Annotated in this window: 21 protein-coding genes and 1 pseudogene; 12 read left to right on the top strand and 10 right to left on the bottom strand. The window is 69.9% G+C overall.

Annotated elements, in window-relative coordinates; translation table 11 throughout:
- Window positions 1-64 precede the first annotated feature (64 nt).
- Window positions 65-487 (top strand): GNAT family acetyltransferase, encoded by a 423-nt coding sequence (locus tag EU555_RS15185; protein ID WP_135415489.1) that lies wholly within the window; start codon window positions 65-67, stop codon window positions 485-487.
- 254 nt (window positions 488-741) lie between these two features.
- Here EU555_RS15185 and EU555_RS15180 read toward each other — a convergent pair whose 3' ends face one another.
- Window positions 742-954, bottom strand: coding sequence for a hypothetical protein (locus tag EU555_RS15180; RefSeq protein WP_135415488.1), 213 nt, complete (start codon window positions 952-954; stop codon window positions 742-744).
- 70 nt (window positions 955-1,024) lie between these two features.
- Entirely contained in the window at window positions 1,025-1,621 is a 597-nt protein-coding gene (gene phaR, locus EU555_RS15175; protein WP_135415487.1) for a polyhydroxyalkanoate synthesis repressor PhaR, read from the bottom strand.
- A 291-nt stretch (window positions 1,622-1,912) separates the two neighbouring features.
- Between phaR and EU555_RS15170 the strand changes: the two genes are divergently transcribed.
- Window positions 1,913-3,094, top strand: coding sequence for an acetyl-CoA C-acetyltransferase (locus EU555_RS15170; RefSeq protein WP_135415486.1), 1,182 nt, complete (start codon window positions 1,913-1,915; stop codon window positions 3,092-3,094).
- Between the two features lie 190 nt (window positions 3,095-3,284).
- Window positions 3,285-4,013 carry an acetoacetyl-CoA reductase gene (phbB, locus tag EU555_RS15165; RefSeq protein WP_135415485.1) on the top strand — a complete coding sequence of 243 codons (729 nt, stop codon included), beginning with the start codon at window positions 3,285-3,287 and terminating at the stop codon, window positions 4,011-4,013.
- 98 nt (window positions 4,014-4,111) lie between these two features.
- Here phbB and EU555_RS15160 read toward each other — a convergent pair whose 3' ends face one another.
- A complete protein-coding gene (locus EU555_RS15160) occupies window positions 4,112-5,347 on the bottom strand; it encodes an ABC transporter substrate-binding protein (protein WP_135415484.1) in 1,236 nt (411 codons plus the stop codon).
- Window positions 5,348-5,592: 245 nt separating this feature from the next.
- Here EU555_RS15160 and secA point away from each other — a divergent pair, with 245 nt between their 5' ends.
- Window positions 5,593-8,463 carry a preprotein translocase subunit SecA gene (secA, locus tag EU555_RS15155; RefSeq protein ID WP_135415483.1) on the top strand — a complete coding sequence of 957 codons (2,871 nt, stop codon included), beginning with the start codon at window positions 5,593-5,595 and terminating at the stop codon, window positions 8,461-8,463.
- Window positions 8,464-8,646: 183 nt separating this feature from the next.
- Window positions 8,647-9,642 (top strand): alpha/beta fold hydrolase, encoded by a 996-nt coding sequence (locus tag EU555_RS15150; protein ID WP_135415482.1) that lies wholly within the window; start codon window positions 8,647-8,649, stop codon window positions 9,640-9,642.
- A gap of 57 nt (window positions 9,643-9,699) precedes the next feature.
- Here the strand turns inward: EU555_RS15150 and EU555_RS37715 are convergent.
- The 7 genes and pseudogenes from EU555_RS37715 to EU555_RS15115 all read right to left on the bottom strand — a co-directional run.
- Window positions 9,700-10,245 (bottom strand): annotated as a pseudogene (locus EU555_RS37715) (dihydroxy-acid dehydratase); the annotation flags it as partial.
- A gap of 264 nt (window positions 10,246-10,509) precedes the next feature.
- Window positions 10,510-10,956, bottom strand: a complete 447-nt coding sequence (locus EU555_RS15140) for a hypothetical protein (RefSeq protein ID WP_135415481.1) — start codon at window positions 10,954-10,956, stop codon at window positions 10,510-10,512.
- Between the two features lie 9 nt (window positions 10,957-10,965).
- Window positions 10,966-11,205, bottom strand: a complete 240-nt coding sequence (locus tag EU555_RS15135; protein WP_135415480.1) for a dihydroxy-acid dehydratase domain-containing protein — start codon at window positions 11,203-11,205, stop codon at window positions 10,966-10,968.
- A gap of 60 nt (window positions 11,206-11,265) precedes the next feature.
- Window positions 11,266-12,216: a ketopantoate reductase family protein gene (locus EU555_RS15130; protein WP_135415479.1), complete on the bottom strand. Its 951-nt coding sequence runs from the start codon at window positions 12,214-12,216 to the stop codon at window positions 11,266-11,268.
- A gap of 102 nt (window positions 12,217-12,318) precedes the next feature.
- Window positions 12,319-12,774 carry a hypothetical protein gene (locus EU555_RS15125; protein ID WP_135415478.1) on the bottom strand — a complete coding sequence of 152 codons (456 nt, stop codon included), beginning with the start codon at window positions 12,772-12,774 and terminating at the stop codon, window positions 12,319-12,321.
- A 294-nt stretch (window positions 12,775-13,068) separates the two neighbouring features.
- A complete protein-coding gene (locus EU555_RS15120) occupies window positions 13,069-13,275 on the bottom strand; it encodes a hypothetical protein (RefSeq protein WP_135415477.1) in 207 nt (68 codons plus the stop codon).
- Between the two features lie 357 nt (window positions 13,276-13,632).
- On the bottom strand, window positions 13,633-14,877 hold the full coding sequence (locus tag EU555_RS15115) for a metal-dependent hydrolase family protein (protein ID WP_135415476.1): 1,245 nt from the start codon (window positions 14,875-14,877) through the stop codon (window positions 13,633-13,635).
- A 135-nt stretch (window positions 14,878-15,012) separates the two neighbouring features.
- Here EU555_RS15115 and EU555_RS15110 point away from each other — a divergent pair, with 135 nt between their 5' ends.
- The 7 genes from EU555_RS15110 to EU555_RS15080 all read left to right on the top strand — a co-directional run bounded on the left by EU555_RS15110 (window position 15,013) and on the right by EU555_RS15080 (window position 22,508).
- Window positions 15,013-15,666: a TetR/AcrR family transcriptional regulator gene (locus EU555_RS15110; protein ID WP_135415475.1), complete on the top strand. Its 654-nt coding sequence runs from the start codon at window positions 15,013-15,015 to the stop codon at window positions 15,664-15,666.
- 126 nt (window positions 15,667-15,792) lie between these two features.
- Window positions 15,793-16,653: an ABC transporter permease gene (locus tag EU555_RS15105; protein ID WP_135415474.1), complete on the top strand. Its 861-nt coding sequence runs from the start codon at window positions 15,793-15,795 to the stop codon at window positions 16,651-16,653.
- A complete protein-coding gene (locus tag EU555_RS15100) occupies window positions 16,653-17,744 on the top strand; it encodes an ABC transporter ATP-binding protein (RefSeq protein WP_135415473.1) in 1,092 nt (363 codons plus the stop codon). Before EU555_RS15105 ends, EU555_RS15100 begins: the two co-directional genes overlap by 1 nt.
- Complete coding sequence (locus EU555_RS15095; protein WP_135415472.1) at window positions 17,741-18,766, top strand: extracellular solute-binding protein; 1,026 nt, start codon at window positions 17,741-17,743, stop codon at window positions 18,764-18,766. Before EU555_RS15100 ends, EU555_RS15095 begins: the two co-directional genes overlap by 4 nt.
- A gap of 236 nt (window positions 18,767-19,002) precedes the next feature.
- A complete protein-coding gene (locus tag EU555_RS15090) occupies window positions 19,003-19,830 on the top strand; it encodes an ABC transporter permease (protein ID WP_135415471.1) in 828 nt (275 codons plus the stop codon).
- Window positions 19,831-19,857: 27 nt separating this feature from the next.
- Window positions 19,858-21,483 carry an amidohydrolase family protein gene (locus EU555_RS15085; protein ID WP_135415470.1) on the top strand — a complete coding sequence of 542 codons (1,626 nt, stop codon included), beginning with the start codon at window positions 19,858-19,860 and terminating at the stop codon, window positions 21,481-21,483.
- Entirely contained in the window at window positions 21,480-22,508 is a 1,029-nt protein-coding gene (locus EU555_RS15080; protein WP_135415469.1) for a CobW family GTP-binding protein, read from the top strand. The genes EU555_RS15085 and EU555_RS15080 overlap by 4 nt, the downstream gene beginning before the upstream one ends.
- Window positions 22,509-22,616: the final 108 nt, after the last annotated feature.

Below are 22,616 nucleotides of genomic sequence, written 5' to 3'. Positions count from 1 at the left end.
CGCCCTGGCAAGATTGTCCTGGCAAGCCGGCCCCGAGAGACGAGCCTCCAGAGACGAGCCGCCCATGATGCCGACCTTCCGCGAGATCGAGGATGCCGACGTGCCGGCGGTGATCGTCCTGTGGCACGAATCCGGGGTGGCGCGGCCCTGGAACGATCCGGCGACCGACATCGCCTTCGCCCGGCGCGGGCCGCACGGCACCGTGCTGGTGGCGGAGATCGACGGCCGGGTGGTGGCGAGCGCCATGGCGGGCGAGGACGGCCATCGCGGCTGGCTCTACTACGTCGCCGTGGCGCCCGACCAGCAGGGCACCGGGCTCGGTCGGCGCATGGTCGCGGCGGCGGAGGCGTGGCTCGCCGCACGCGGCGTCTGGAAGGTGCAGCTGCTGGTGCGGCGGGAGAACGCGGCCGTGCTCGGCTTCTACGACCACCTGGGCTATCGCGACACCAATTCCGTTTGCCTGCAGAAGGTAATCGCGAAGGCCTGAGACAAATCGATAAGTAAATACCATATCGTATTGATACGGACAGCGACGTCTCCCGGTGTCATCCGATGGCTCGCCGAAGGCGAGAGCCCGGGCTCCCTCACGGCCGACGCCGGAGAACGGGGCCGGACGCGCTCCGCGTCACCCCGATGCCTCGGCGGTCATGGATCCCTGGTTCCGCCTTCGCGCCCCCGGGATGACCGGGAGTGTGGCAGGACGGGGTCTGACCCCCCCCTCGTCCGGGTCAGCCGCTTCGATCATCGCCCACCCGCCGCGTACCGCGCCGAGGCCACCCGCGAGCGGTCGAGCCGGGACGGCCGCAGCGTGCCGTTCGGGCCGTCGATCAACTGGACCAGGAAGGTCGCCAGCGGCCGGGCCGGCACGATCGCGGAGCGCTCGGGGGTTTGCATCGGCACGAGGGCCCGGCCGGGTGCGTCCGGATCCGGGACGGGCGTGTCGGGGTGGGACATGGCGCGGGCTCCGCGGTCATTCGGCGGACCAACGCCGCAAGCCGCCTGCCGTGTCCCTGCCCGGCCGGTCCTACTTCTTGGCCAGGGCCTCGAGCCGGCTCTGCATCTCCGCCATCTGGCGCTTGAGGTCGTCGAGCTCGCCCTTGGGTGCGGCGACGGCCGTCGCCTCGGCCGGCTTCTCGGCCGCGGCGGCCTGGCCGCCGGGGCCGAAGGGCGTGAACATCCGCATCGCCTCGGTGAAGAAGCTCATATTGGCCCGCACCTGCTCCTCCATCGCGTGCTGGAAGGCGCTTGGGCCGAAGGTCTGGGACATCTTCTCGCGCAGGCCGTCCTGCTCGCGGGCGAGGTGATCCATGGAGAATTCCAGGAAGCTCGGCACCATCGCCCGCATGCTGTCGCCGTAGAAGCGGATCAGCTGGCGCAGGAAGGCCACCGGCAGGAGGTTCTCGGACCCGGCCTTGTTCTCCTGCTCGAAGATGATCTGCGTCAGCACCGAGCGGGTGATGTCCTCGCCCGACTTGGCGTCGTAGACCACGAAGTCCTCACCGCCCTGCACCATGGCGGCGAGGTCCTCGAGCGTGACGTAGGTCGACGTGCCCGTATGATAGAGACGCCGGTTGGCGTACTTCTTGATGACGGTGGGTGTGGACTTGCCGCTGTCCGCCATCGGTGCGTTGTCTCCCTCTTGGCGAACCCGGCGGGAACTGGACGGCGCCGAGCGAGCCGAATTTTCACCATGTCTCATGATCGGACCTTAAGGCCTTCGTGTGCTGGCGAAAATAGCAATCTGCGCGCCGTCCACGCAAACTGGTCGCGCTGCCAGCGCCGGAACCGGCCATGCGCGCCTTGACTTCCCGCAAGCCAACGCTTTCATCCAACCCAAAGCGCGCGGGACGACGGCCTCGGCGGCAGGCCGCGGCTCTCCGTGACGCTGGGAGAGGCTCGAGAGGAGAGGCGCATGGCTCAGAAGGCAGATATCGTGATCGTGGGGGCCGCGCGTACCCCGGTCGGGTCGTTCAACGGGGCCTTCGCCACCGTGCCGGCCCACAAGCTCGGCGCGGTCGCCATCAAGGCCGCCCTGGAGCGGGCCAAGGTCGCCCCCGAGGAGGTCGACGAGGTGATCTTCGGCCAGGTGCTCGCCGCCGGCGAGGGCCAGAACCCGGCCCGCCAGGCCGCCATGGCCGCCGGCATCCCGCAGGAGAAGACCGCCTGGGGCCTCAACCAGCTCTGCGGCTCGGGGCTCCGCACCGTCGCGGTCGGCATGCAGCAGATCGCCAACGGCGACGCCGACATCATCGTGGCGGGCGGCCAGGAATCGATGTCGATGGCGCCCCACGCCCAGTACCTGCGCGGCGGCCAGAAGATGGGCGACCTCAAGCTCGTCGACACGATGCTGAAGGACGGCCTGATGGACGCCTTCAACGGCTACCACATGGGCAACACCGCCGAGAACATCGCCCAGCAGTGGCAGCTCACCCGCGAGGAGCAGGACGCCTTCGCGGCCCGCTCGCAGAACAAGGCCGAGGCCGCCAAGAAGGAAGGCCGCTTCAAGGACGAGATCGTCCCGGTCACGGTGCCGGGCCGCAAGGGCGACGTGGTGGTGGACACCGACGAGTACATCCGCGAGGGCGCGACCCCCGAGGCGATGGCGAAGCTCAAGCCCGCCTTCTCGAAGGACGGGACGGTCACGGCCGGCAACGCGTCGGGCATCAACGACGGCGCCGCCGCCCTGGTGCTGATGTCGGCGGCCGAGGCCGAGCGGCGCGGCCTCAAGCCGCTCGCCCGCATCGCGTCCTGGGCCACCGCCGGCGTCGACCCGAAGATCATGGGCACCGGCCCGATCCCGGCCTCGCGCAAGGCCCTCGAGAAGGCCGGCTGGAAGGCCTCCGACCTCGACCTGATCGAGGCCAACGAGGCCTTCGCGGCGCAGGCGCTCGCGGTCAACAAGGACCTGGGCTTCGACGACGCGAAGGTGAACGTGAACGGCGGCGCCATCGCCATCGGCCACCCGATCGGCGCCTCGGGCGCCCGCGTCCTCGTCACCCTGCTGCACGAGATGCAGCGCCGCGACGCCAAGAAGGGCCTCGCCACGCTCTGCATCGGCGGCGGCATGGGCGTCGCCATGTGTCTCGAGCGCTGAGGCTCCGCCTCGCGCTTTGAAAATTCAATCGAATGAGAGGCGGCCGGGAGCCCGGCCGCTTCTCCCAAGTTAATACCGACAGAAGCGGGACAGCACCCGCCTTCGCTGTGGAACGGCCGCCTTCCGTAACGTATCGAAGGAAGTGCGCCGAGGGACGGATATCGCTCGAACGCTTGTCAGGAGAGGGCACATGGCAGAACGCGTCGCACTGGTCACCGGGGGCACGCGCGGCATCGGCGCTGCGATCTCGAAGGGGCTGAAGGACGCCGGCTACAAGGTCGCGGCGAATTACGGCGGCAACGACGAGGCCGCGCAGGCCTTCAAGGACGAGACCGGGATCCCGGTCTTCAAGTTCGACGTCGGCGACGCCGCCGCCTGCGAGGCCGGCATCCGCGCCGCGGAAGCCGAGCTCGGCCCGATCGACGTCCTGGTGAACAACGCCGGCATCACCCGCGACGGCATGTTCCACAAGATGACCTTCGAGCAGTGGCAGGCGGTGATCCGCACCAACCTCGACTCGATGTTCACCTGCACCCGCCCGCTCATCGACGGCATGCGCGCGCGCGGCTTCGGCCGGATCATCCTGATCTCGTCCATCAACGGCCAGAAGGGCCAGATGGGCCAGACCAACTACTCCGCCGCCAAGGCCGGGGTGATCGGCTTCGCCAAGGCGCTGGCGCAGGAGAACGCCAACAAGGGCATCACCGTCAACGTGATCGCGCCCGGCTACATCGCCACCGAGATGGTCAAGGCGATCGCCCCCGAGGTGCTGAAGGCCAAGATCCTGCCGCACATCCCGGTCGGCCGCCTCGGCGAGGCGGAGGAGATCGCCCGCGCGGTCGAGTTCCTGGCCGGCGAGCAGGCGGGCTTCATCACCGGCTCGACCCTGACGATCAACGGCGGCCAGTACTTCGCGTGACGAGGTGGGGGCGTCCCCGAGACGCCCCCGTTTCCGCCCCTCCGTCTCACCCCGGGGCTCGCCGAGAGAGCCAGTCAGGGCCCTCCCGGTTCGAGGTTCTACTGCGTCAGCGGGCAGCCGCTCGCCTTGGCCGACAGGAACGCCTTGTCGCCCGGGATCGTAGCGAGCAGCTTGTAGTAGTCCCATGGCGCCTTCGATTCGGCCGGCGACTTGACCTGGAACAGGTACATGTCGTGGACCATGCGGCCGTTGGCCTGCACCTTGCCGCCGCGGGCGAAGAAGTCGTCGACCGGGAGTTCGCGCATCTTGGCCGCCACCGCGTCGGTGTCGTCGGTGCCGGCGGCCTTCACGGCCTTGAGGTAGTGCGTGACCGACGAGTAGGTGCCGGCCTGGATCATGTTCGGCATCTTGCCGGTCCTGGCCATGTAGCGCTTGGCGAAGCCCCGCGCCTGGTCGTCCAGGTCCCAGTAATAGCCCTCCGTCAGCACGATGCCCTGCGCCGCCTTGAGGCCGAGGCCGTGGACCTCGGCGAGCGTGAACAGCAGGGCCGCGAGGCGCTGCCCGCCCTGGACGATGCCGAACTCCGCCGCCTGCTTGATGGCGTTCGCGGTGTCGAGGCCGGCATTGGCGAGCCCGATGATCTTGGCGCCCGAGCCCTGCGCCTGGAGCAGGAAGGACGAGAAGTCCTGGGCGCTCAGGGGGTGGCGCACGGCGCCCACGACCTTGCCGCCCTTCTGGGTCACGTACTGGGTGACGTCGGCCTGGAGCGCGGTGCCGAAGGCGTAGTCGGCGGTGAGGAAGAACCAGGTGTCGCCGCCGGTCTCGACCAGCGAGCCGCCGGTGCCGACCGCCAGCGCGTGGGTGTCGTAGGCCCAGTGGAAGCCGTAAGGCGTGCACTGCTTGCCGGTGAGGTCCGAGGTCGCGGCCCCATCCACGATGGTGATCTTGCGCTTCTCCTTCGACAGGCCCTGGACGGCGAGCGCCACCGAGGAGGTGGTGAGCTCCATGATCGCGTCCACCTTGTCGGTGTCGTACCACTGGCGGGCGACGTTCGAGGCGATGTCGGGCTTGTTCTGGTGGTCGGCGTCGACGATCTGCACCGGCACGTCGAGGACCTTGCCGCCGAAATCCTCGACCGCCATCCTGGCCGCCTCGACCGAGCCGCGGCCGCCGAAATCGGCGTAGACGCCGGACTGGTCGTTGAGGATGCCGATCTTCACCACCCCGTCGGAGGCGCCCTTCTGCGGCGCGGTCTGGGCGTGGGCGGCGACCGCGATGCCCAGGCCGGCGACGAGCGCGGTGGTGCGGGCGAGCGCCCGGCGCAAACGTGTCATGTCCATCCTCCCCGACCGCGTCGGTTTCCCTTGCGGTCCTTGTCCTGCTCTCGGCAGGCTGGCAGGTAGGGCGGTGTCGGCGCGAGAATCAAGCGGCGCGGTCCCGCTCCTCCCCCCGTCTTTCGCAGCACGGCCACGGTTCGTGCCCGCCCGACCGGTGCCTTTTGGGTGCACGGCTCCCTATATGGGCCTATAAGGCGCCCGCGGCGCGCGCCCAGACTGTTACGATCGATCGCAGGTTCACGATGCTCGGTTCCATCGCCAAGAAGATCTTCGGGTCGTCCAACGACCGCCGGGTGAAGGGATACCGGCCCCGCGTCCAGGCCATCAACGCCCTCGAGCCCGAGCTGGCGGCCCTGTCCGACGAGGCGTTGCGCGCCCGCACCGATGCGCTGAAGGCCGAGCTCGCCGCCGGCAAGAGCCTGGACGACATCCTGGTGCCGGCCTTCGCCACGGTGCGCGAGGCGGCCAAGCGCGTGCTCGGCCAGCGCCACTTCGACGTGCAGCTGATCGGCGGCATGGTGCTGCACGAGAGCGGCATCGCCGAGATGAAGACCGGCGAGGGCAAGACCCTGGTGGCGACGCTCGCCACCTACCTCAACGCCCTGTCGGGCAAGGGCGTCCACGTCGTCACCGTCAACGACTACCTCGCCCGCCGCGACGCCGAGTGGATGGGCCGGGTCTACCGGTTCCTCGGGCTCTCGACCGGCATCATCGTGCACGGCCTCGACGACGCCGAGCGCAAGGCGGCCTATGCCTGCGACATCACCTACGGCACCAACAACGAGTACGGCTTCGACTATCTCCGCGACAACATGAAGTACGAGCTGGGCCAGATGGTCCAGCGCGGCCACAACTTCGCGATCGTCGACGAGGTCGACTCGATCCTGATCGACGAGGCGCGCACGCCGCTGATCATCTCAGGTCCCATCGACGACCGCTCCGACCTCTACACCGCCATCGACGCGATCATGCCGAGCCTCGCGCGCGAGGATTACGACCTCGACGAGAAGCAGCGCACGGTCTCGCTGACCGAGAACGGCAACGAGCACATCGAGGAGCTGCTGCGCGAGGCCGGCCTCCTCAAGGAGGGCGACCTCTACGACGCCCACAACGTCACGCTCGTCCACCACGTCAACCAGGCGCTGCGGGCCCACACCCTGTTCACCCGCGACAAGGACTACATCGTCCGCAACGACGAGGTGGTGATCATCGACGAGTTCACCGGCCGCATGATGCCCGGCCGGCGCTACTCGGAGGGCCTGCACCAGGCCCTCGAGGCCAAGGAGCGGGTGGCGATCCAGCCCGAGAACCAGACGCTCGCCTCGATCACCTTCCAGAACTACTTCCGCCTCTACAAGAAGCTTGCCGGCATGACCGGCACCGCCTCGACGGAAGCCGACGAGTTCCAGGAGATCTACAACCTCGAAGTGGTCGAGATCCCGACCAACAAGCCGGTCGAGCGCGTCGACGAGGACGACGAGGTCTACCGCACCGTCGACGAGAAATACGCCGCGATCATCCAGGAGATCGACAAGGCGCATTCGCGCCTGCAGCCGGTGCTGGTCGGCACCGGCTCGATCGAGCGCTCGGAGCACCTCGCCGGCCTGCTGGTCAAGCACGGCTACAAGCCGCTCGACTACAGCGATCCGTCGGCGCTGGAGGACGTCTACGCGGCGGCCCGCGAGGGCCGGGTGACCAAGCGCTTCGCGGTGCTGAACGCCCGCTTCCACGAGCAGGAGGCCTACATCGTGGCCGAGGCCGGCGTGCCCGGCGCGATCACCATCGCCACCAACATGGCCGGCCGCGGCACCGACATCAAGCTCGGCGGCAACCTCGACATGCGCATCGAGCAGGAGCTCGCCGGCGTGCCGGAGGGGCCGGAGCGCGACGCGCGCATCGCGGGCCTCAAGGCCGAGATCGAGCAGAACCGCGCCAAGGTGCTCGCTTCCGGCGAGCCCGCCGACCCGGCCGCCGGCCGTAAAGTGGCTCTGCCCGGCGGCCTCTACATCGTCGGCACCGAGCGCAACGAGAGCCGGCGCATCGACAACCAGCTGCGCGGCCGCTCCGGCCGCCAGGGCGATCCCGGCCGCTCGAAGTTCTACCTCTCGCTTCAGGACGACCTGATGCGGATCTTCGGCTCCGACCGCATGGACGGCATGCTCCAGCGCCTCGGGCTCGAGGAGGGCGAGGCGATCATCCATCCCTGGATCAACAAGGCGATCGCCAAGGCGCAGCAGAAGGTCGAGGCGCGCAACTTCGACATGCGCAAGAACGTGCTCAAGTACGACAACGTCATGAACGACCAGCGCAAGGTCGTGTTCGAGCAGCGCCGCGAGTTCATGGCCCAGGAGAGCGTGCGCGACACCGTCGACGAGATGCGCCAGGGCGTGATCGACGACGTGGTGGCGCGCCACGTGCCCGAGGACGCCTATCCGGAGCAGTGGGACATCGCGGGCCTGCGCGAGAGCGTGACCCGCGACCTCAACCTCGACGTGCCGGTCGAGGATTGGGCGAAGGAAGAGGGCATCGCCGACGAGGAGATCCGGGAGCGCCTGCGCAAGGCCGCCGACGAGGCCTATGCCGAGCGCGTGACCCGCAACACCCCGGAGGTGATGGCCTACGTGGAGAAGCAGGTGCTGCTCCAGAGCCTCGACCACCTGTGGCGCGAGCACCTCGTCACCCTGGACCACCTGCGCCAGGTGATCGGCTGGCGCGGCATCGCCCAGCGCGACCCGCTGAACGAGTACAAGTCGGAGGCCTTCGACCTGTTCAACGGCCTCGTCGGCAACCTGCGCGAGCAGGTCACCGGCCAGCTGATGCGGGTCGAGATCCTGTACCAGGAACCCGAGCCGCAGGGCCTGCCGCCGATGTTCGCCCAGCACCTCGACCCGGTCACCGGCGAGAACGAGTTCGACTTCGCGCAAGGGACGGCCGGCGGCGGGGGCGGCGCCTACGAGTTCGCCGGCCAGGCGCTCGCCGCCGATGCCCCGGTGCTGGAGCGCAACCCCGACGACGCCTCGACCTGGGGCCGGGTCGGCCGCAACGAGCCCTGCCCCTGCGGCTCGGGCAAGAAGTACAAGCACTGCCACGGGCGCTACGCCGCCGAGGCGTGAGGCGCGGCCTCGGGGCGGCCGGATCGTCCGGTCGCCCCTTCCTCTCATCGGGTGACGCTGCGCCGGGTCGGTCGCGGATCCCGCACGGGACGACGGCGCGCACGAGGACGTGGCGGCTCAGGACCGGGGGCAACGTTTGCGCCGCGCGGCACGTTGTGCCGGCACGATGTCCGCGAGGTGCCCATGGCCCATCGGCCCCATTCCGTCCTGCCGCTCCTGGCGCGACAGGCCGCCAAGGTCTTGAGCCTCGCGGCCTTCGGCGGTGCGGGCGCGTGGCTCGCCTATAGCCGCTTCGCCGTCGACCACCGCGTGCCGCTGCCGCGGGCCCTGCCGGATCCTCTCGACGAGCTGGACAGTGCGGCCGGCGTCGTCGCGCTCTACGGCAACGCGACGGGGGACGGCCCTCCCCTGCTCCTCGTCCACTCGGTCAACGCCGCGGCGAGCGCCTACGAGGTGCGCCCGCTCTACCTGCATTTTCGCGGAGAACGGCCCGTCTACGCCCTCGACCTGCCGGGCTTCGGCGCGTCCGAGCGCCGCCGGCGCCGCTACACGCCCGGCCTGATGGTCGAGGCGATCCATACCGCCACGGCCGAGATCCGGCGGCGCCACGGCGGCGTCGCCCTCGACGCCCTCGCGCTGTCGCTCTCGGCCGAGTACCTCGCGCGCGCGGCCCTCGAACGCCCGGAGGATTTCCGCAGCCTCGCGCTCATCAGCCCGACCGGGTTCGACGCCCGGCTCTCCGGCCGTTCTCCGCCCGGCGGTCACCGGGGCAAGGACGGGCTGTTCGCGGCCCTGGACCGGCCGCCCTGGGGCCGCGCCCTGTTCGACGCCCTGGTCAGCCGCCCGAGCATGCGGTTCTTCCTCGAGAAGACCTTTGGCTCGCGCGACATCGACGAGGGCCTGCTCGACTACGGCTACGCCTCGGCGCACCAGCCCGGCGCCGAGCACGCCCCGTTCTCGTTCATCGCCGGCCACCTCTTCCCGACGGATGCGACCGCGCTCTACGAGGCGCTCACGCTGCCGGTCCGGGTGATCCACGGGACGCGCGGCGACTTCGTCGATTACCGCGACCTTCCGCGCTTCGCCCGCCGCCCGAACTGGACCGTCGCCCGGCTGCCGACGGGGGCCTTCCCGCATTTCGAGGACCTGCCGGCGGTCACGCGCTTCCTCGCGGCGTGAACCCTCAGCCCGCCTCCGGTCCGTCCCGGTCGGTGACCGCGCCGCGCGTGTCGGCCGGACGCGGCGTGAGGCGATCTCGTCGTCGCTCGGCACCACGTCGAGGCCGGCATCCACATCGACCGTGACCTCGTCGCCGTCCCGGATCGCTGCGGTCGGTCCGCCCTCGAACGCTTCGGGCACGACGTGGCCGATGACGAAGCCGTGGGTCGCGCCGGAGACGCGGCCGTCGGTCATCATCGCCACGTGCCCGCAGAGGCCAGATCCCTGGAGCGTGCCGGTCACAAGCGGCATCTCGCGCGTCCCGGGCCCGCCCCGCGGACCCTCGTTGCGCCGTACCAACACGTCGTTCGGAGCGATCCTCCCGTCCGTGATCGCCGCGAAGGCGTTCACCTCGCGCTCGAAGACCCGCGCCGGGCCCTCGGGCAGGTGCTTGATCTGGCCGGAGATCTTCATCGCCGCGCCGCCCGGCGCGAGTTTGCCGCCCAGGAGCACCAACCCGACGCCGCCCTTGGAGGGGTCGTCGGCGGTGCGGATGATGGTCTGGCCCTCGGACTCGGGCGCCCGGGCGGTGTCTTCGACCGCGTCGCCGCTCCAGCCCTGCACCCCCAGGGACCAGCGTCCCCACCAGCCGCCCGGCCTGGTCGTCGCTGACGCTGCGTCTGGGCGGGATCGATGGTGTCGGTGTTGAGCGCCTGCAGGTTCAGCCCGTCGTCGCCCCACCAGTGATAGCGCGCGATCAGGCGCGGGCCGCCTGAGGCCTGGTCGAGGGACAGGCCGTCGAGCCTGTCCTCCCGACTCCGGTTTGAGAACGAGCCAGACCTGGCCCCTTGTCGCGAGGCCTGCCCCAATGGGCGAACACTCATGAAGCTACAACTTAGGAACAGCGTCGATTGCAGCTCGGTACGACTCCGCCGCACGCAGTTTCCGAACTGCTTGAACGGCCGGATATTTATCTGTGTCGTAGCGATATCGACCCCTGACGGCACAGGCGACAGTCATCTTGAATTTCGGCACAGACAACTTCGACTCGTTCGCCAGCACGGGGACGGAGAATATTGACCATAACAGTCGATATGGAATGCTCTTGAGTCCGCCAAATGGAGGAATTACAGTCAAGTCTACAATATCGTAGTATCGACCATCGGCATCTACTAAGTGAAACTCGCCGTTGCGCGCGCGCTGCACGGCTTCGTTGAACAGTGAGCGCGGATAGGCGCAGAGTGAAAGAGGAGTTGTAGCCAAATAGATGTATCCCTCCCGCCAAAGAAGCGCAGGATACGAAATATGCGGCATTTCGGCTCTCACTTGCTGCATGTGTCATCCTTATTGAACGCCGAGTTCGCAGACCCCGCTGCGCTCCCTGCGACCGATCCGCCCACCCAACCAGGGATGCGCAGCAACTGCCTGTGGGCGGATTCTAGCTTGTCTGAGGGTGGACTGCGCCTTGTCGGCGTGGCTGGCCGGGATGTCGTTGGCGGCCATCGGCGAGATCCCGAGCATCTGGCAGGCGGTCGCCATCGTGTTGGTGGTGAACTGGCCGCCGCAGGCCCAGCTCCCGGGCATGCATGGTCCTCGACGTCGCGGAGCTCCTCCGCGATCGACGGCCGATCGGGTGCCGCCGGCCTAGACCGGACAGGACTCGCCGGTCGGCGGCAGGAGCGCCTCGCGCGCCTTGATGAGGGCCACCACCGTGGCGTTGACCGGGGTCGGCACGCCGTGCGCGCGCCCGAGCCGCGGGATCGACCCGTTGATCGCCTCGACCTCGCCGCGCCGCCCGGCCCGGTGGTCGAGGAGCATCGAGGGCCGCGCGTCCGGAATCTTGCCGCCGAGGCGCCGGATGTGCTCGACCGGGTCGCCGACATCGAGGGCGATCCCCATGGCGCCCGCCACCGCAATCGCCTCCCGGGCGCAAGCCTGCGCCACCTGCCAGGCATCCGGATCCGCCATCACCCCGCCGATGGTCAGGCCCGTGAGGGTGGTGGTGCCCGAGAAGGTGACGTTCATGATCAGCTTCTCCCACACCATCCGGCCGATATCGTCGAACAGGCGGACCGTGAACCCGGCCGATTCCCACACCGCCGCCGAGGCTTCGAGGCGCGCGCGGGGGAGTCCCGCGAAGGCGCCGAAGCGGATCATCTCGAGGCCGTTGTGGTGGGCGTGGCCGGGCCCGCGCATCGACGCGCCGAAGCCCCCGACCACCCCGACGGCGATCCGGTCCGGGTCGATGACCGTCGCGGCGGTCTCGGGCGAGCCGAGCCCGTTCTGGATCGTCTGGACGACCGTGGCCTCCCCGATCAACGGCGCGCAGGACCGGGCCGCCGCCGCGACGTCGAAGGCCTTGGTGGCGATGATGACGAGGTCGCAAGCACCGATGCCCTCGGTGGTGGTGCCGGCGCTTGCGAGGCGCACGGTCCGGTCGCCGCTCGCGCCCTCGACCCGCAGGCCCTTCTCGCGCATCGCCGCGGCGTGATCGGGCCAGAGCGTGACCGCGTGCACCGCGTGGCCGGCCGACGTCATCAGCGCCGCGTAGACCGACCCCATGGCACCGCAGCCGACGATCGCGACCTTGGCCATTTTCGTCCTCCCGGTCCGTTCCTGCCGGGCCGCGGCTGCGCGCGGCCTTCGGGCGACCCTATCGCGGACGCGCCGATCGCGACATGCCCGAAAGGACCCCGCTCAAGGCCGCGCGGCGAGGCAGGGATCGAGGACGATATGCGTCTCGTCCTGACGATTGTAGCCGCCCCTGAGGACGACGCGCTCGCCCGCCTGCATGCCGTTGCGCGCGTAGGTGATGCACAAGACCCGCACCGCGGGCGAGTGGCACACCGCCAGGTACCAGAGGGCGCCGTCGGTCTGGACCAGGGTCAGCGCGTCCTGGATCGACAGGTCGATCCGCGTCGAAGGCGCCGGCAGCCCGGCGAGCTGCCCGGGGAGGTCGGCGCAGGTCGCAGGCCGCCGCGCCGGTTCCTCGGCCCGCGAGAAGGCGGGACGGGCGGCGAGACCGTCATCCTGCGCGCCCGCCGGCACGCCGGCGGCGAGACAGGCCAGCAGCGCGCAGGCGGTCCGATATGCGAAGGACGCTGCGGCGGCCGGAGCCGTCGGGCGGTGCGCGGAAGCGGTCGGATCGTCCATGCCATGAGCGTAGGCGGGGTGGGCGGCGGCGACAACGCCGCCGGACGGGTGGCCGGCTCCCCTCGCCGAATCTGTCCTTCCGGATCTGAAAGAGCCTGTTTGACGCACAACGCCTGTAGTCGCGCGGACGTCGACACCTCTCACCGCCGTACCGGGGCTCGACGACGTCGAGACCCCGGGATGCCGTCGAGGGGGTTCCTCCTGTCGAGGGAGTCAAGCAAGCTCCGAAGCGAAGGCCCTTACGGTATCGCCGTCCGCGACACGCTCGAGATCCGCTTCGCCGGCGGATCCGTTTCAGGAATTCGAGAGGTGCGCGGCGGAGTCCAGCGTGTCGACGAGATGCGTGCGAAGGTCGTCTGCAACGAGGCGCGGCACGAGCACGGCCAGCTCGCGGCCGTCCGCCGCTTCGAGGCGCATGGCGAGCGTCCTCCCACTGTCGATGACCTGGACCTGAAGCAGCCGGGAGACCGCGACGACGACCTGCTGTGCTTCATCATTCATGACCGTAGGCTTTCGGGGGCTCGCGGATGCACGTCTCCCGCACCTTCGGTGCGATTGCGGACTGACTGCACGATACTCCTGGTTAAGAACTAACATTTTGTAATGCGATCGTCAGTTCCGCCGAAGGGCGGGACCTGCCCTCACGCCGACGAACGGGTCGGAGATTCATCCGGTCGTCGGCTGCGTCGGGCGGGCGCATGGCGCGCCAGTCTCACCGCGGCCCTGCCAGATCAGGCGCACCGAGTCTGGGTTTCCCCTGCCCCGTCCGGAGACGGAGAGTGCAGGACGGAGGCCCCCTCTCGCCCCGCCCGGAGCCTGCGCGGCGAGGCTCGGGACGGTGCCGCGGGTCGAGCGACCTCACGCCGCGAGATCGTCCTTCACGAAGCGGCCGTCGATCATGATCGCCGGCATGTGCCGGCCCTGGCCGGTGAGGAGCGAGAGGTCCGCGAGGGGATCGCCATCGACCACGATCAGGTCGGCGAAGGCGCCGGGGGCCACCAATCCCGCCTTGCCCTCCAGGCGCACGACCTTGGCGGCATTGATCGTGGCCGAGCGGATCACCTCGATCGCCGGCAGGCAGCGGCCGCGGATCACGAACTCCTCCGACTGGTGGCGGTGCATCTCGCCGAGGAGATCGGTGCCGTAGGCCATCATCACGCCCGCCGCGTGCAGGGTCTCGAGGGCGGAGAGCCCCGCCTCGCGCACGTCCTCGATCTTGGCGACCGAGGCCGGCGGGAGCCCCAAGGAGGCGCCCTCACGCGCGAGCGCGTCGAAGGTGACGTTGGTCGGCACCACGTAGGCGCCCTTGTCGCGGATCAGCCGCGCGGTCTCAGGCCGCACCAGGTTGCCGTGCTCGACCGAGATCACCCCGCACTCGACCGCCCGGCGGATCGCCTGGTCGGTGTAGAGGTGGGCGGCGACATAGGTCTGGGCGTTGCTCGCCTCCTCGACGATCGCCCGCATCTCCTCGACCGAGTAGCCCAGGAAGGCGATCGGATCGGTCGGCGAGGAGACGCCGCCATTCGCCATGATCTTGATGAAGTCGGCCCCGGCCTTGATCTCCTCGCGCGCCACCCGGCGCACCGCGTCGACCCCGTCGCAGACCCGGCCCATCGCGCCGAGCTTGGTCCCGTAATGGCTCACGTCCCGGGCGTGGTAGCGGCCGCGGTAGTCGGTGTGGCCGCCGGTCTGCGACAGCGCCTTGCCGCAGATCACGAGCCGCGGCCCCGCGATCAGCCCTTCCTTCACGGCCATGACCAGCCCGTGATCGGCGCCGCCGAGGTCGCGCACGGTGGTGAAGCCGCGCATCAGCATGCCGTGCATGATCCTGGCGGTGCGCAGGGCAACGAGGGAGTCCGGCAGGTCCGCGTTGGCGCCGAGGTCCGGGATCGTCGCGATGACGTGGACGTGGCAATCGATCAGGCCCGGCATCAGCGTGCGCCCGGCGAGGTCGATCACGCGGGCGGAGGATGCGGTCAGCGGCCGGTCCGAGACCTCCCGGATCGTGCCGCCTTCCACGAGCACGTCGTGGCCCTCGAGGGCGTGGTCGTGGGTGCCGTCGAGGATCGCGGCGTTGCGGAACAGGACGAGGTCGGCGCTCATGCGGGCGATCCCTTCGGGTGCGGGGCGGGCCCGGACGGGCGCGCGGATCGGAGCGGCACACTGGACAGCGGGAAAAAAGCAGGCAAGCTTGTTTTTTTCGCGGGCGCCCCGCGCCGGCAGCTCCCCGGAGGAAAGGTGCCGCAGACCGGACGCCAGCAGCAGGCGCGCAGCCTCGCGACCCGCGAGCGGCTGGTGCGCGCCACCCTCGATGAGATCCACGCCGTCGGCTACCACGGCGCCACGACGCAGCGGATCGCCGCGCGCGCCAAGGTCTCGCGCGGGGCGCTCCTCCACCATTTCCCGGCCCGGTCCGACCTCGTGCTCGCAGCGCTGGAAACCTTGCTCGCCGACGGCACCGCCGAGATCAAGGCGGTGTCGCGGGACGTGCGCAGCGGCGCGCTGCCTCTGTCGGACTTCGTCGAGTTCCTGTGGCAGCTCTTCTCCGGCCGGTTCTTCCAGCTCTCGATGGAGATGATCACCGAGGCGCGCAACGATCCCGCCCTGCGGCAATGCCTGATCCCGGTGGTGCAGCGCTTCCACGCCGCCCTCGACGCGATCTGGACCGAGTTCTGCGACGCCGAAACCCGGCCGCCGCGGGAGGCCCGGATCATCCTCAACCTGACGGTGAACCTGATGCGCGGCATGGGCGTGCAGACGGTGCTGCGGCCGGACCCCGACTATTACCGCGACCTGATCGAGGCCTGGAAGGCGGTGCTGCCGCAACTGATCAGCGGGCAGGCCGGGGACGCCGCCTTCGCGGGCCCGCGCTTCCGCGAGGCGGTGGCGTGAGCCGGAGCCGGTCCGGGGACAAGCGTGGCACCCGTCTTGCCAGCCGGCCCGGCACCTGTCTTAAAAATGGGTCAGGTACGAGCCGGCCCCGGCCCGGACACCGTCACCCGTGAAGCCGTGACCCGCATGCGCGCCGCCCCCCTCTCCCCCCTCGCGGCTCCGGCCCTGGCCGGGCCCGGCCTGTCGGTCCGGCTCGGCCGCCTCGCCTTCCTGGCCGCGGTGTTCCTCGCCTACGCCATCGTGTTCGCGCCGATCGTGATGGTGGTCGTGACCTCGTTCTTCGACCAGGAGATCGTCACCTTCCCGCCGGACGGCCTCACGATCCGCTGGTACCTGAACGCCTGGGCGCAGCGCGACTTCGCCCGCGGCTTCCTCACCTCGCTGCAGATCGCGCTCGCCGCCACCGCCATCGGCGTGCCGCTCGGCACCGCCGCGGCGCTGGCGCTGGTGCGGGCCACCATCCCGGGACGCGGGTTCATCAACACTGTCCTGCTGGCGCCGCTTGCCGTGCCGGCGATCGTGGCGGGCTCGGCCCTCTACATGTTCTATCTCCGGGCCGAGGACTGGCTCGACATGGACATCAAGGCGACGCTCGGGGGCCTGGTGGCGGCCAACGTGCTGATCACCATCCCCTGGACGGTACGCCTCGTCACCGCGAGCCTCGCGGGCCTCGACCGCGCCGCCGAGGAGGCGGCGGCCAATCTGGGGGCGCGTCCGCTCACGGTGTTCACCCGCATCACCCTGCCGATGCTGCGCCCCGGCATCGTGGCGGCGGCCCTGTTCTCCTTCGTGGCGAGCTTCGAGAACCTCGAGCTCAACCTCCTCCTCGTCGGCCCGGGGCGCACGACGCTGCCGGTCGCCATGCTGAGCTACCTGGAATTCCGAATGGACCCGACCCTGGCCGCCGTCGCGACCGCGCAGATCCTGATGGTGACGATCCTGATGCTGGTCACCGACCGCTTCGTGAAGCTGTCGCGGATCGTCTGATGGGCACGCTCCTCCTCGACGGCGTCTCGAAGCGCTACGGCGAGGCGGTCGCCGTCGACCGCGTCGACCTCGACATCCGCCAGGGCGAGCTCGTGGCTTTGCTCGGGCCGTCGGGCTGCGGCAAGACCACGACGCTGCGGATGGTCGCGGGCTTCATCGAGCCCACGGCCGGGCGCGTGGTGATCGGTGGGCGCGACGTGACGCGGCTGCCGCCCTATGCCCGCGACACCGGCATGGTGTTCCAGTCCTACGCGCTGTTCCCGCACATGAGCGTCGCCGACAATGTCGGCTTCGGGCTCGAGATGCGGAAGGTGGCGCGCGCCGAGCGCGACCGGCGCGTCGCCGAGGCCCTGCGGCTGGTGCGCCTCGACGCGCTCGCCGACCGGCTGCCGCGCCAGCTCTCCGGCGGCCAGCAGCAGCGCGTGGCGCTGGCGCGCGCCCTGGTGGTGAGCCCGGCGGTGTTCCTCCTCGACGAGCCCCTGTCGAACCTCGACGCCAAGCTGCGCGCGGAGGTCGGGCTCGAGATCCGCGAATTGCAGAAGCGCCTCGGGCTGACCACCCTGATGGTCACCCACGACCAGGACGAGGCGCTCGCCATGGCCGACCGGCTGGTGGTGATGGAGCACGGAAGGGTGCTGCAGGTCGGCACGGCGGAAGACCTTTACGAGCGCCCGGCCAACACCTTCGTCGCCGGCTTCGTCGGGCGCTGCAACCTGCTCCCCGGCGCGCGCGAGGGCGCCGACGTGTTCCGGCTGACGAGCGGCGCCGCCGTGCCCTGCGCCCCGGACGCGGCCGCGCCCGGGGGCCTCCTGGCGATCCGGCCCGAGCGGATCGAGGTCGCCCCCGATCCCGCCGGCGCCGGGCGCCTGCGGGCCATGACCTATCTCGGCGGGCGCACCGAGTACCACCTCGACCTCGCCGGCGAGGCGATCGTCGCGGTGAGCCCGACGCCGCTCCCCGACGATCCCCGCCGCCGGCTCAATGCCGGCGATCCCGTCCGCATCACCTGGATCCCCGACGCCGCCCGCGTCATTCCCACCGCAGACGCGGCCAGCGTCACCCCTACCCCAGAGAAGAGCCCCGCCCGATGATCGACCGTCGCACCCTTCTCGCCGGCAGCGCCGCCCTCGGCCTCGCCGGAACCCTGCCCGCCCGGGCCCAGTCCGCCGCGATCGTGGTGGGCACATGGGGCGGCGATTACGGCGCTCTCCTGCAGCAGAACATCGATGTCCCGCTGATGAAGCCGCAGGGCATCGAGGTGTCGCAGGACATCGCCAACCAGGATCCGCGCCGCACCAAGCTGATCGCCGAGAAGACCAGCCGCCGCGCCAGCATGGACGTCGCCTGCATCAACGACATCGACAGCTACATGCTGAGCCAGCTCGGGGTGCTGGAGACGGTGCCGAGCGCCGAGGTGCCGCGCCTCTCCGAGGTGATCGACGTCTTCCGCAAGCCGCACTCGATCCCGCACATCTACTCGGCCCTGGTCGTGCTCTACAACCCGAGCAAGGTCACGACCCCGCCGACCCGCTACGCCGACATCTTCGACCCCAAGTACAAGGGCCGGGTCGGCTTCTCGGACATCCTCTGGAACTTCAACATGGCCGGCGCCAACATCGGGGCCGGCGGCACGCCCACCGACTTCACCAAGGGCAAGGCCGCCCTCCTCGACCTGAAGAAGCTGTCGCCCAAGGTCTATCCATCGAACGAGACCCTCGCCGCCGCCCTCAAGTCGGAGGAGGTGTGGATCTCGACGATGTGGCTCGCCCGCGGCTTCATGTGGAAGCAGGCCGGCATCCCGGTCGAGATGGCGGTGCCGGAGGAGGGCGCGCTGCCGATCCTGTTCGAGGCCGGCGTGCCGAAGAACTCTCGGGCCAAGGACGGCGCCTTCAAGTACCTCAACGCGATGCTCGACCCGCGCGCCCAGGTCGCCTTCGCGCAGAAGATGGGCTACGTGCCGACCGTCAAGGACGCCAAGCTGCCGGACGACCTGGCCAAGCAGATCAGCCTAACCGAGGCCCAGCAGGCCAAGCTCCGTCCGCTCGACTACGCCACGATGCAAGCGCAGCAGGCGGCGCTCAACGATTTCTGGAACAAGGAGTTCAAGGGGTAGGCTTTCGACTCGGCATCTTACCCTCACGAACACTTCGACTCATCCCACACAGAACCTCATCCTGAGGTGTCAGTCGATCAGAGATCGACTGACCTCGAAGGAGGGCTCCAGAAGCCTCTGCGATTCCTGGAACCATCCTTCGAGGCTGCTGCAAGCAGCAGCACCTCAGGATGAGGTCGCGCGCAGGATGAACCGGCAACACAATCGAACAGCCTCCAAGATCGAGACCCCCACCCGTGTTCGCCCTCATCCTGCCGGCCGTCCTCGTCGTCGCCGCGCTCCTGGTCGGCCCGATGGTGCTGCTCGCGCGCATCTCGCTCAACCAGTACAGCGCGACGCAGCTGATGATCGAGGCGACGACGGCGCAGAACTACCTCAACGCCGTCGCCGACCCGTATTATCGCGGCGTGATGCTGACCACGCTGGTCATGGCCTTCATCTGCACGGCCCTGACCCTGGCGCTTGGCTTCCCGGCGGCCTACCGGCTCGCCCGGATGGAGAGCCGCTGGAAGAGCCTCGTCACCGTCCTGACCCTGATCCCGCTCCTCGTCGGCAACGTCGTGCGGGCGGCCGGCTGGCTCGGGCTCCTCGGCAACGATGGCCTCATCAACGCGACCCTGCGGGGCCTGGGCCTGACCTCGGAGCCGCTGCGGCTGGTCTACACGCCCGGCGCGGTCGCGGTCGGGACGATCGCGGTCGTCCTGCCCTACATGATCCTGACCCTGTCCTCGGTGATCGAGAGCATCCCGCGGGCGGTCGAGGAAGCGGCGGCCAATCTGGGTGCGAGCGCCTTCACGGTGTTTCGCCGGGTGGTGTGGCCGCTGGCCCTGCCCGGCACCGTGGCGGGCTGCGTCCTCGTCTTCATCCTGTGCATGAACACCTACGCGACCGCGGTGCTGCTCGGCGGCTCGCAGTTCAAGATGATGGCGCCCGCCGTCTACGACCAGTTCTCGAAGGGCATGAACTGGCCGTTCGGCGCTGCGCTGGCCTTCATCCTGCTCGCCGCGACCCTGGTGCTGACGGTGCTCGGCACCGCGCTCCTCGGCCGCCGCTACGCGCGCTGAGACCGAACAAGAACACGGGAGGACACCATGAGCGACGCCATCGTCCTGGCTGGCAACGAGCTCGCGGCCGAGCGGGAGAAGGCCGGCCAGCCGCCCCTGGTGCCGTCGACCTCCCGCGACCGCGGGATCGGGCCGCACCGGCGCCTCGTGCTGCGCGGCGCCACCGTCATCGACGGCACCGGCGCGCCGCCGATCGGCCCGACCGACATCGTGGTCGAGAACGGCCGCATCGTGCAGCTCAAGAAGGTCACCGGCAACCTCGCGACGAACGCGAACCGGCCCGCCCCCGGCGACCACGAGATCGACTGCAGGGGCAAGTGGGTGACGCCGGGCTTCGTCGATTGCCACGCCCATGCGGGCGTCGCGTATCATGCCGCCAACGGCTGGGTGCCGCCGGTCGAGTACGTCTACAAGCTCTGGCTCGCCCATGGCGTCACGACCGTGCGCGAAATGGGCTCGTTCAACGGCCTCGACTGGATGCTCGACCAGAAAAGGCGCTCGGAGGCGAACGAGATCGCGGCGCCGCGGCTCCTCGCCTACAGCTACTTCCCGGCCGTCAACGACATGCTGAAGCTGATCCACACGCCCGAGGAAGGGCGGGCCTGGCTGCGCAAGCTCAAGGAGCGCGGCGCCGACGGGGTGAAGTTCTTCGGGGCGCCGCCCGCCATCATGGAGGCGGCCCTCGACGAGTGCCGCACGCTCGGGCTCCGGTCCGGCTGCCACCACGCCCAGATGGCGGTGACGCGGATGAACGCGCTCACCACCGCCGGCTGGGGCCTGACCAGCGCCGAGCATTATTACGGCCTGCCCGAGGCGCTGTTCGAGGACCGGGTGGTGCAGAACTTCCCGCTCGATTACGACTACAACGACGAGTATTTCCGCTTCTCGGTCTCCGGCCAGATGTTCCGCCAGGGCGCCGAGCCCGGCTCCAAGAAGTGGAACGAGACCCTGGAGCGGTTCCTGGAGCTCGGCTTCACCTTCGTGCCGACCTTCACGATCTACGACGCCAACCGCGACCTGATGCGGGCGCGCCAGGCCGACTGGCACAAGGAGTATACCTGGAAGTCGATGTGGGACTACTTCACGCCGCAGCGCGGCGGCCACGGCTCCTACTGGTATCGCTGGTCGACCCAGAACGAGATCGAGTGGAAGGAGAACTACCGGCTCTGGATGGCGTTCATCAACGAATACAAGAACCGCGGCGGGCGGGTCTGCACCGGTTCGGATTCAGGGTTCATCTACCAGATCTTCGGCTTCGGCTACATCCGCGAGCTGGAGCTGCTGCAGGAGGCGGGCTTCCACCCGCTGGAAGTCGTGCGCGCCGCGACCTCTCAAGGAGCCGCCCTGTGCGGGCTCGAGGACGAGATCGGCACGGTCGAGGTCGGCAAGCGCGCCGACCTTCTGGTCCACGACCACAACCCGCTCACCGACTTCAAGCTGCTCTACGGCACGGGCGCCTTGCGCCTCGACGAGGCGACGAACGGCGCCACCTGGCACCGGGGCCTCAAGTACACGATCAAGGACGGGGTGATCTACGACACCGCCGAATTGCTCGCGGACGTGCGCGCGCTGGTGAAGGCGACCTGGGACGAGGCGGTGCCGGCGAAATACGCGAAGGGTCCGGGTGGCACCTCGCAGCAGGCGGCGCAGTGACCGACATCCTCGACTTCGTCGTCCTGACCGGCTTCCTCGGCTCGGGCAAGACGACGCTCCTGCGCGACACCCTCTCTCGGCCGGAGGCGGCCGACACCGCGGTGATCGTCAACGAGGCCGGCGAGATCGGCCTCGACGGGCTGATCCTGCGCGAGACGGGGGGTGATGTCCCCATGACCATGCTGGCCAATGGCTGCGTCTGCTGCCAGATGACGAGCGACCTCGCCCGCACCGTCGAGGCCCTGCTCGCCGCCGAGCGGCCGGAGGCATCGGGGCCGCTCCGACGAATCGTGCTGGAGACGAGCGGCCTGTCGAAGCCCGGCCCGGTCCTGCGCCAGCTCGCGAGCCTCGGCGGTTTCCCGATGCGGGTCTCGGTCGTCGCCACCTACGACGCGCTCCGCGGCCCCGGGACGACCGCCTTCGAGGAGGCCGCGGCGCAATGGGCCGCCGCCCACCGCATCGTCCTGACCAAGCTCGACGCCGCGCCGCCCGAGCGAGTGGGGCAGGCCCGGGCCGAGGTCGCGGGCCTGAACCCGCTGGCCGAGATCGTGGCCGATCCCGATCGCTCGGCCGCCGTCGCGGCGGCCTTCGCGCCGCTCCCCGGCGCGGGACTCGATCCGGCTTTGCTGGCGCCGGAGGCAGCCGGGGCGCATCCCCGCGTCGCTGTCTGGCTCGCGCGGCCGGCGGCCCCCCTTCCCTACGACGACCTCGCCGCCTGGCTCGACAACCTCGCCGGCCATCTCGGCGAGCGGCTGTTGCGCCTCAAGGGGCTGGTGCGGGTCGTCGAATCGGACCGCCCGCTGCTGGTCGAGAGCGTCGGCACGCTGTTCTCGCGCCCGCGGCCCTTCGGCCGGCCGGGCGAGGACCCGGCGCCGTTCGTCGTGGTGATCGCCCGGGACCTGAACGTGGGGGAGCTGGAAGGGGTGGCGCCCGTGGGCCTGTTCCGGTTCGCGCCGCGGGTCCCGGACAATCCCTTCGCGCGGGCGGGGGCCGGCCTGCCGCGGGCGGAGGCGGCGCGGGCCTGACGGAGGCGACAGTCGAACCGCCGTCGTCGCGAGCCGAGGGATCGTCCGGGCGCATCGACGGGAACGGCCGGCGGGACCGCCGGTTATCGCGCGAGGCCTCGACCTGAG

It is taken from the genome of Methylobacterium nonmethylotrophicum, from assembly GCF_004745635.1.
Taxonomy (GTDB): Bacteria; Pseudomonadota; Alphaproteobacteria; order Rhizobiales; family Beijerinckiaceae; genus Methylobacterium; species Methylobacterium nonmethylotrophicum.
Note: the sequence above shows the minus strand (reverse complement) of the source record. Positions and strands in the feature narration are given on the sequence as shown.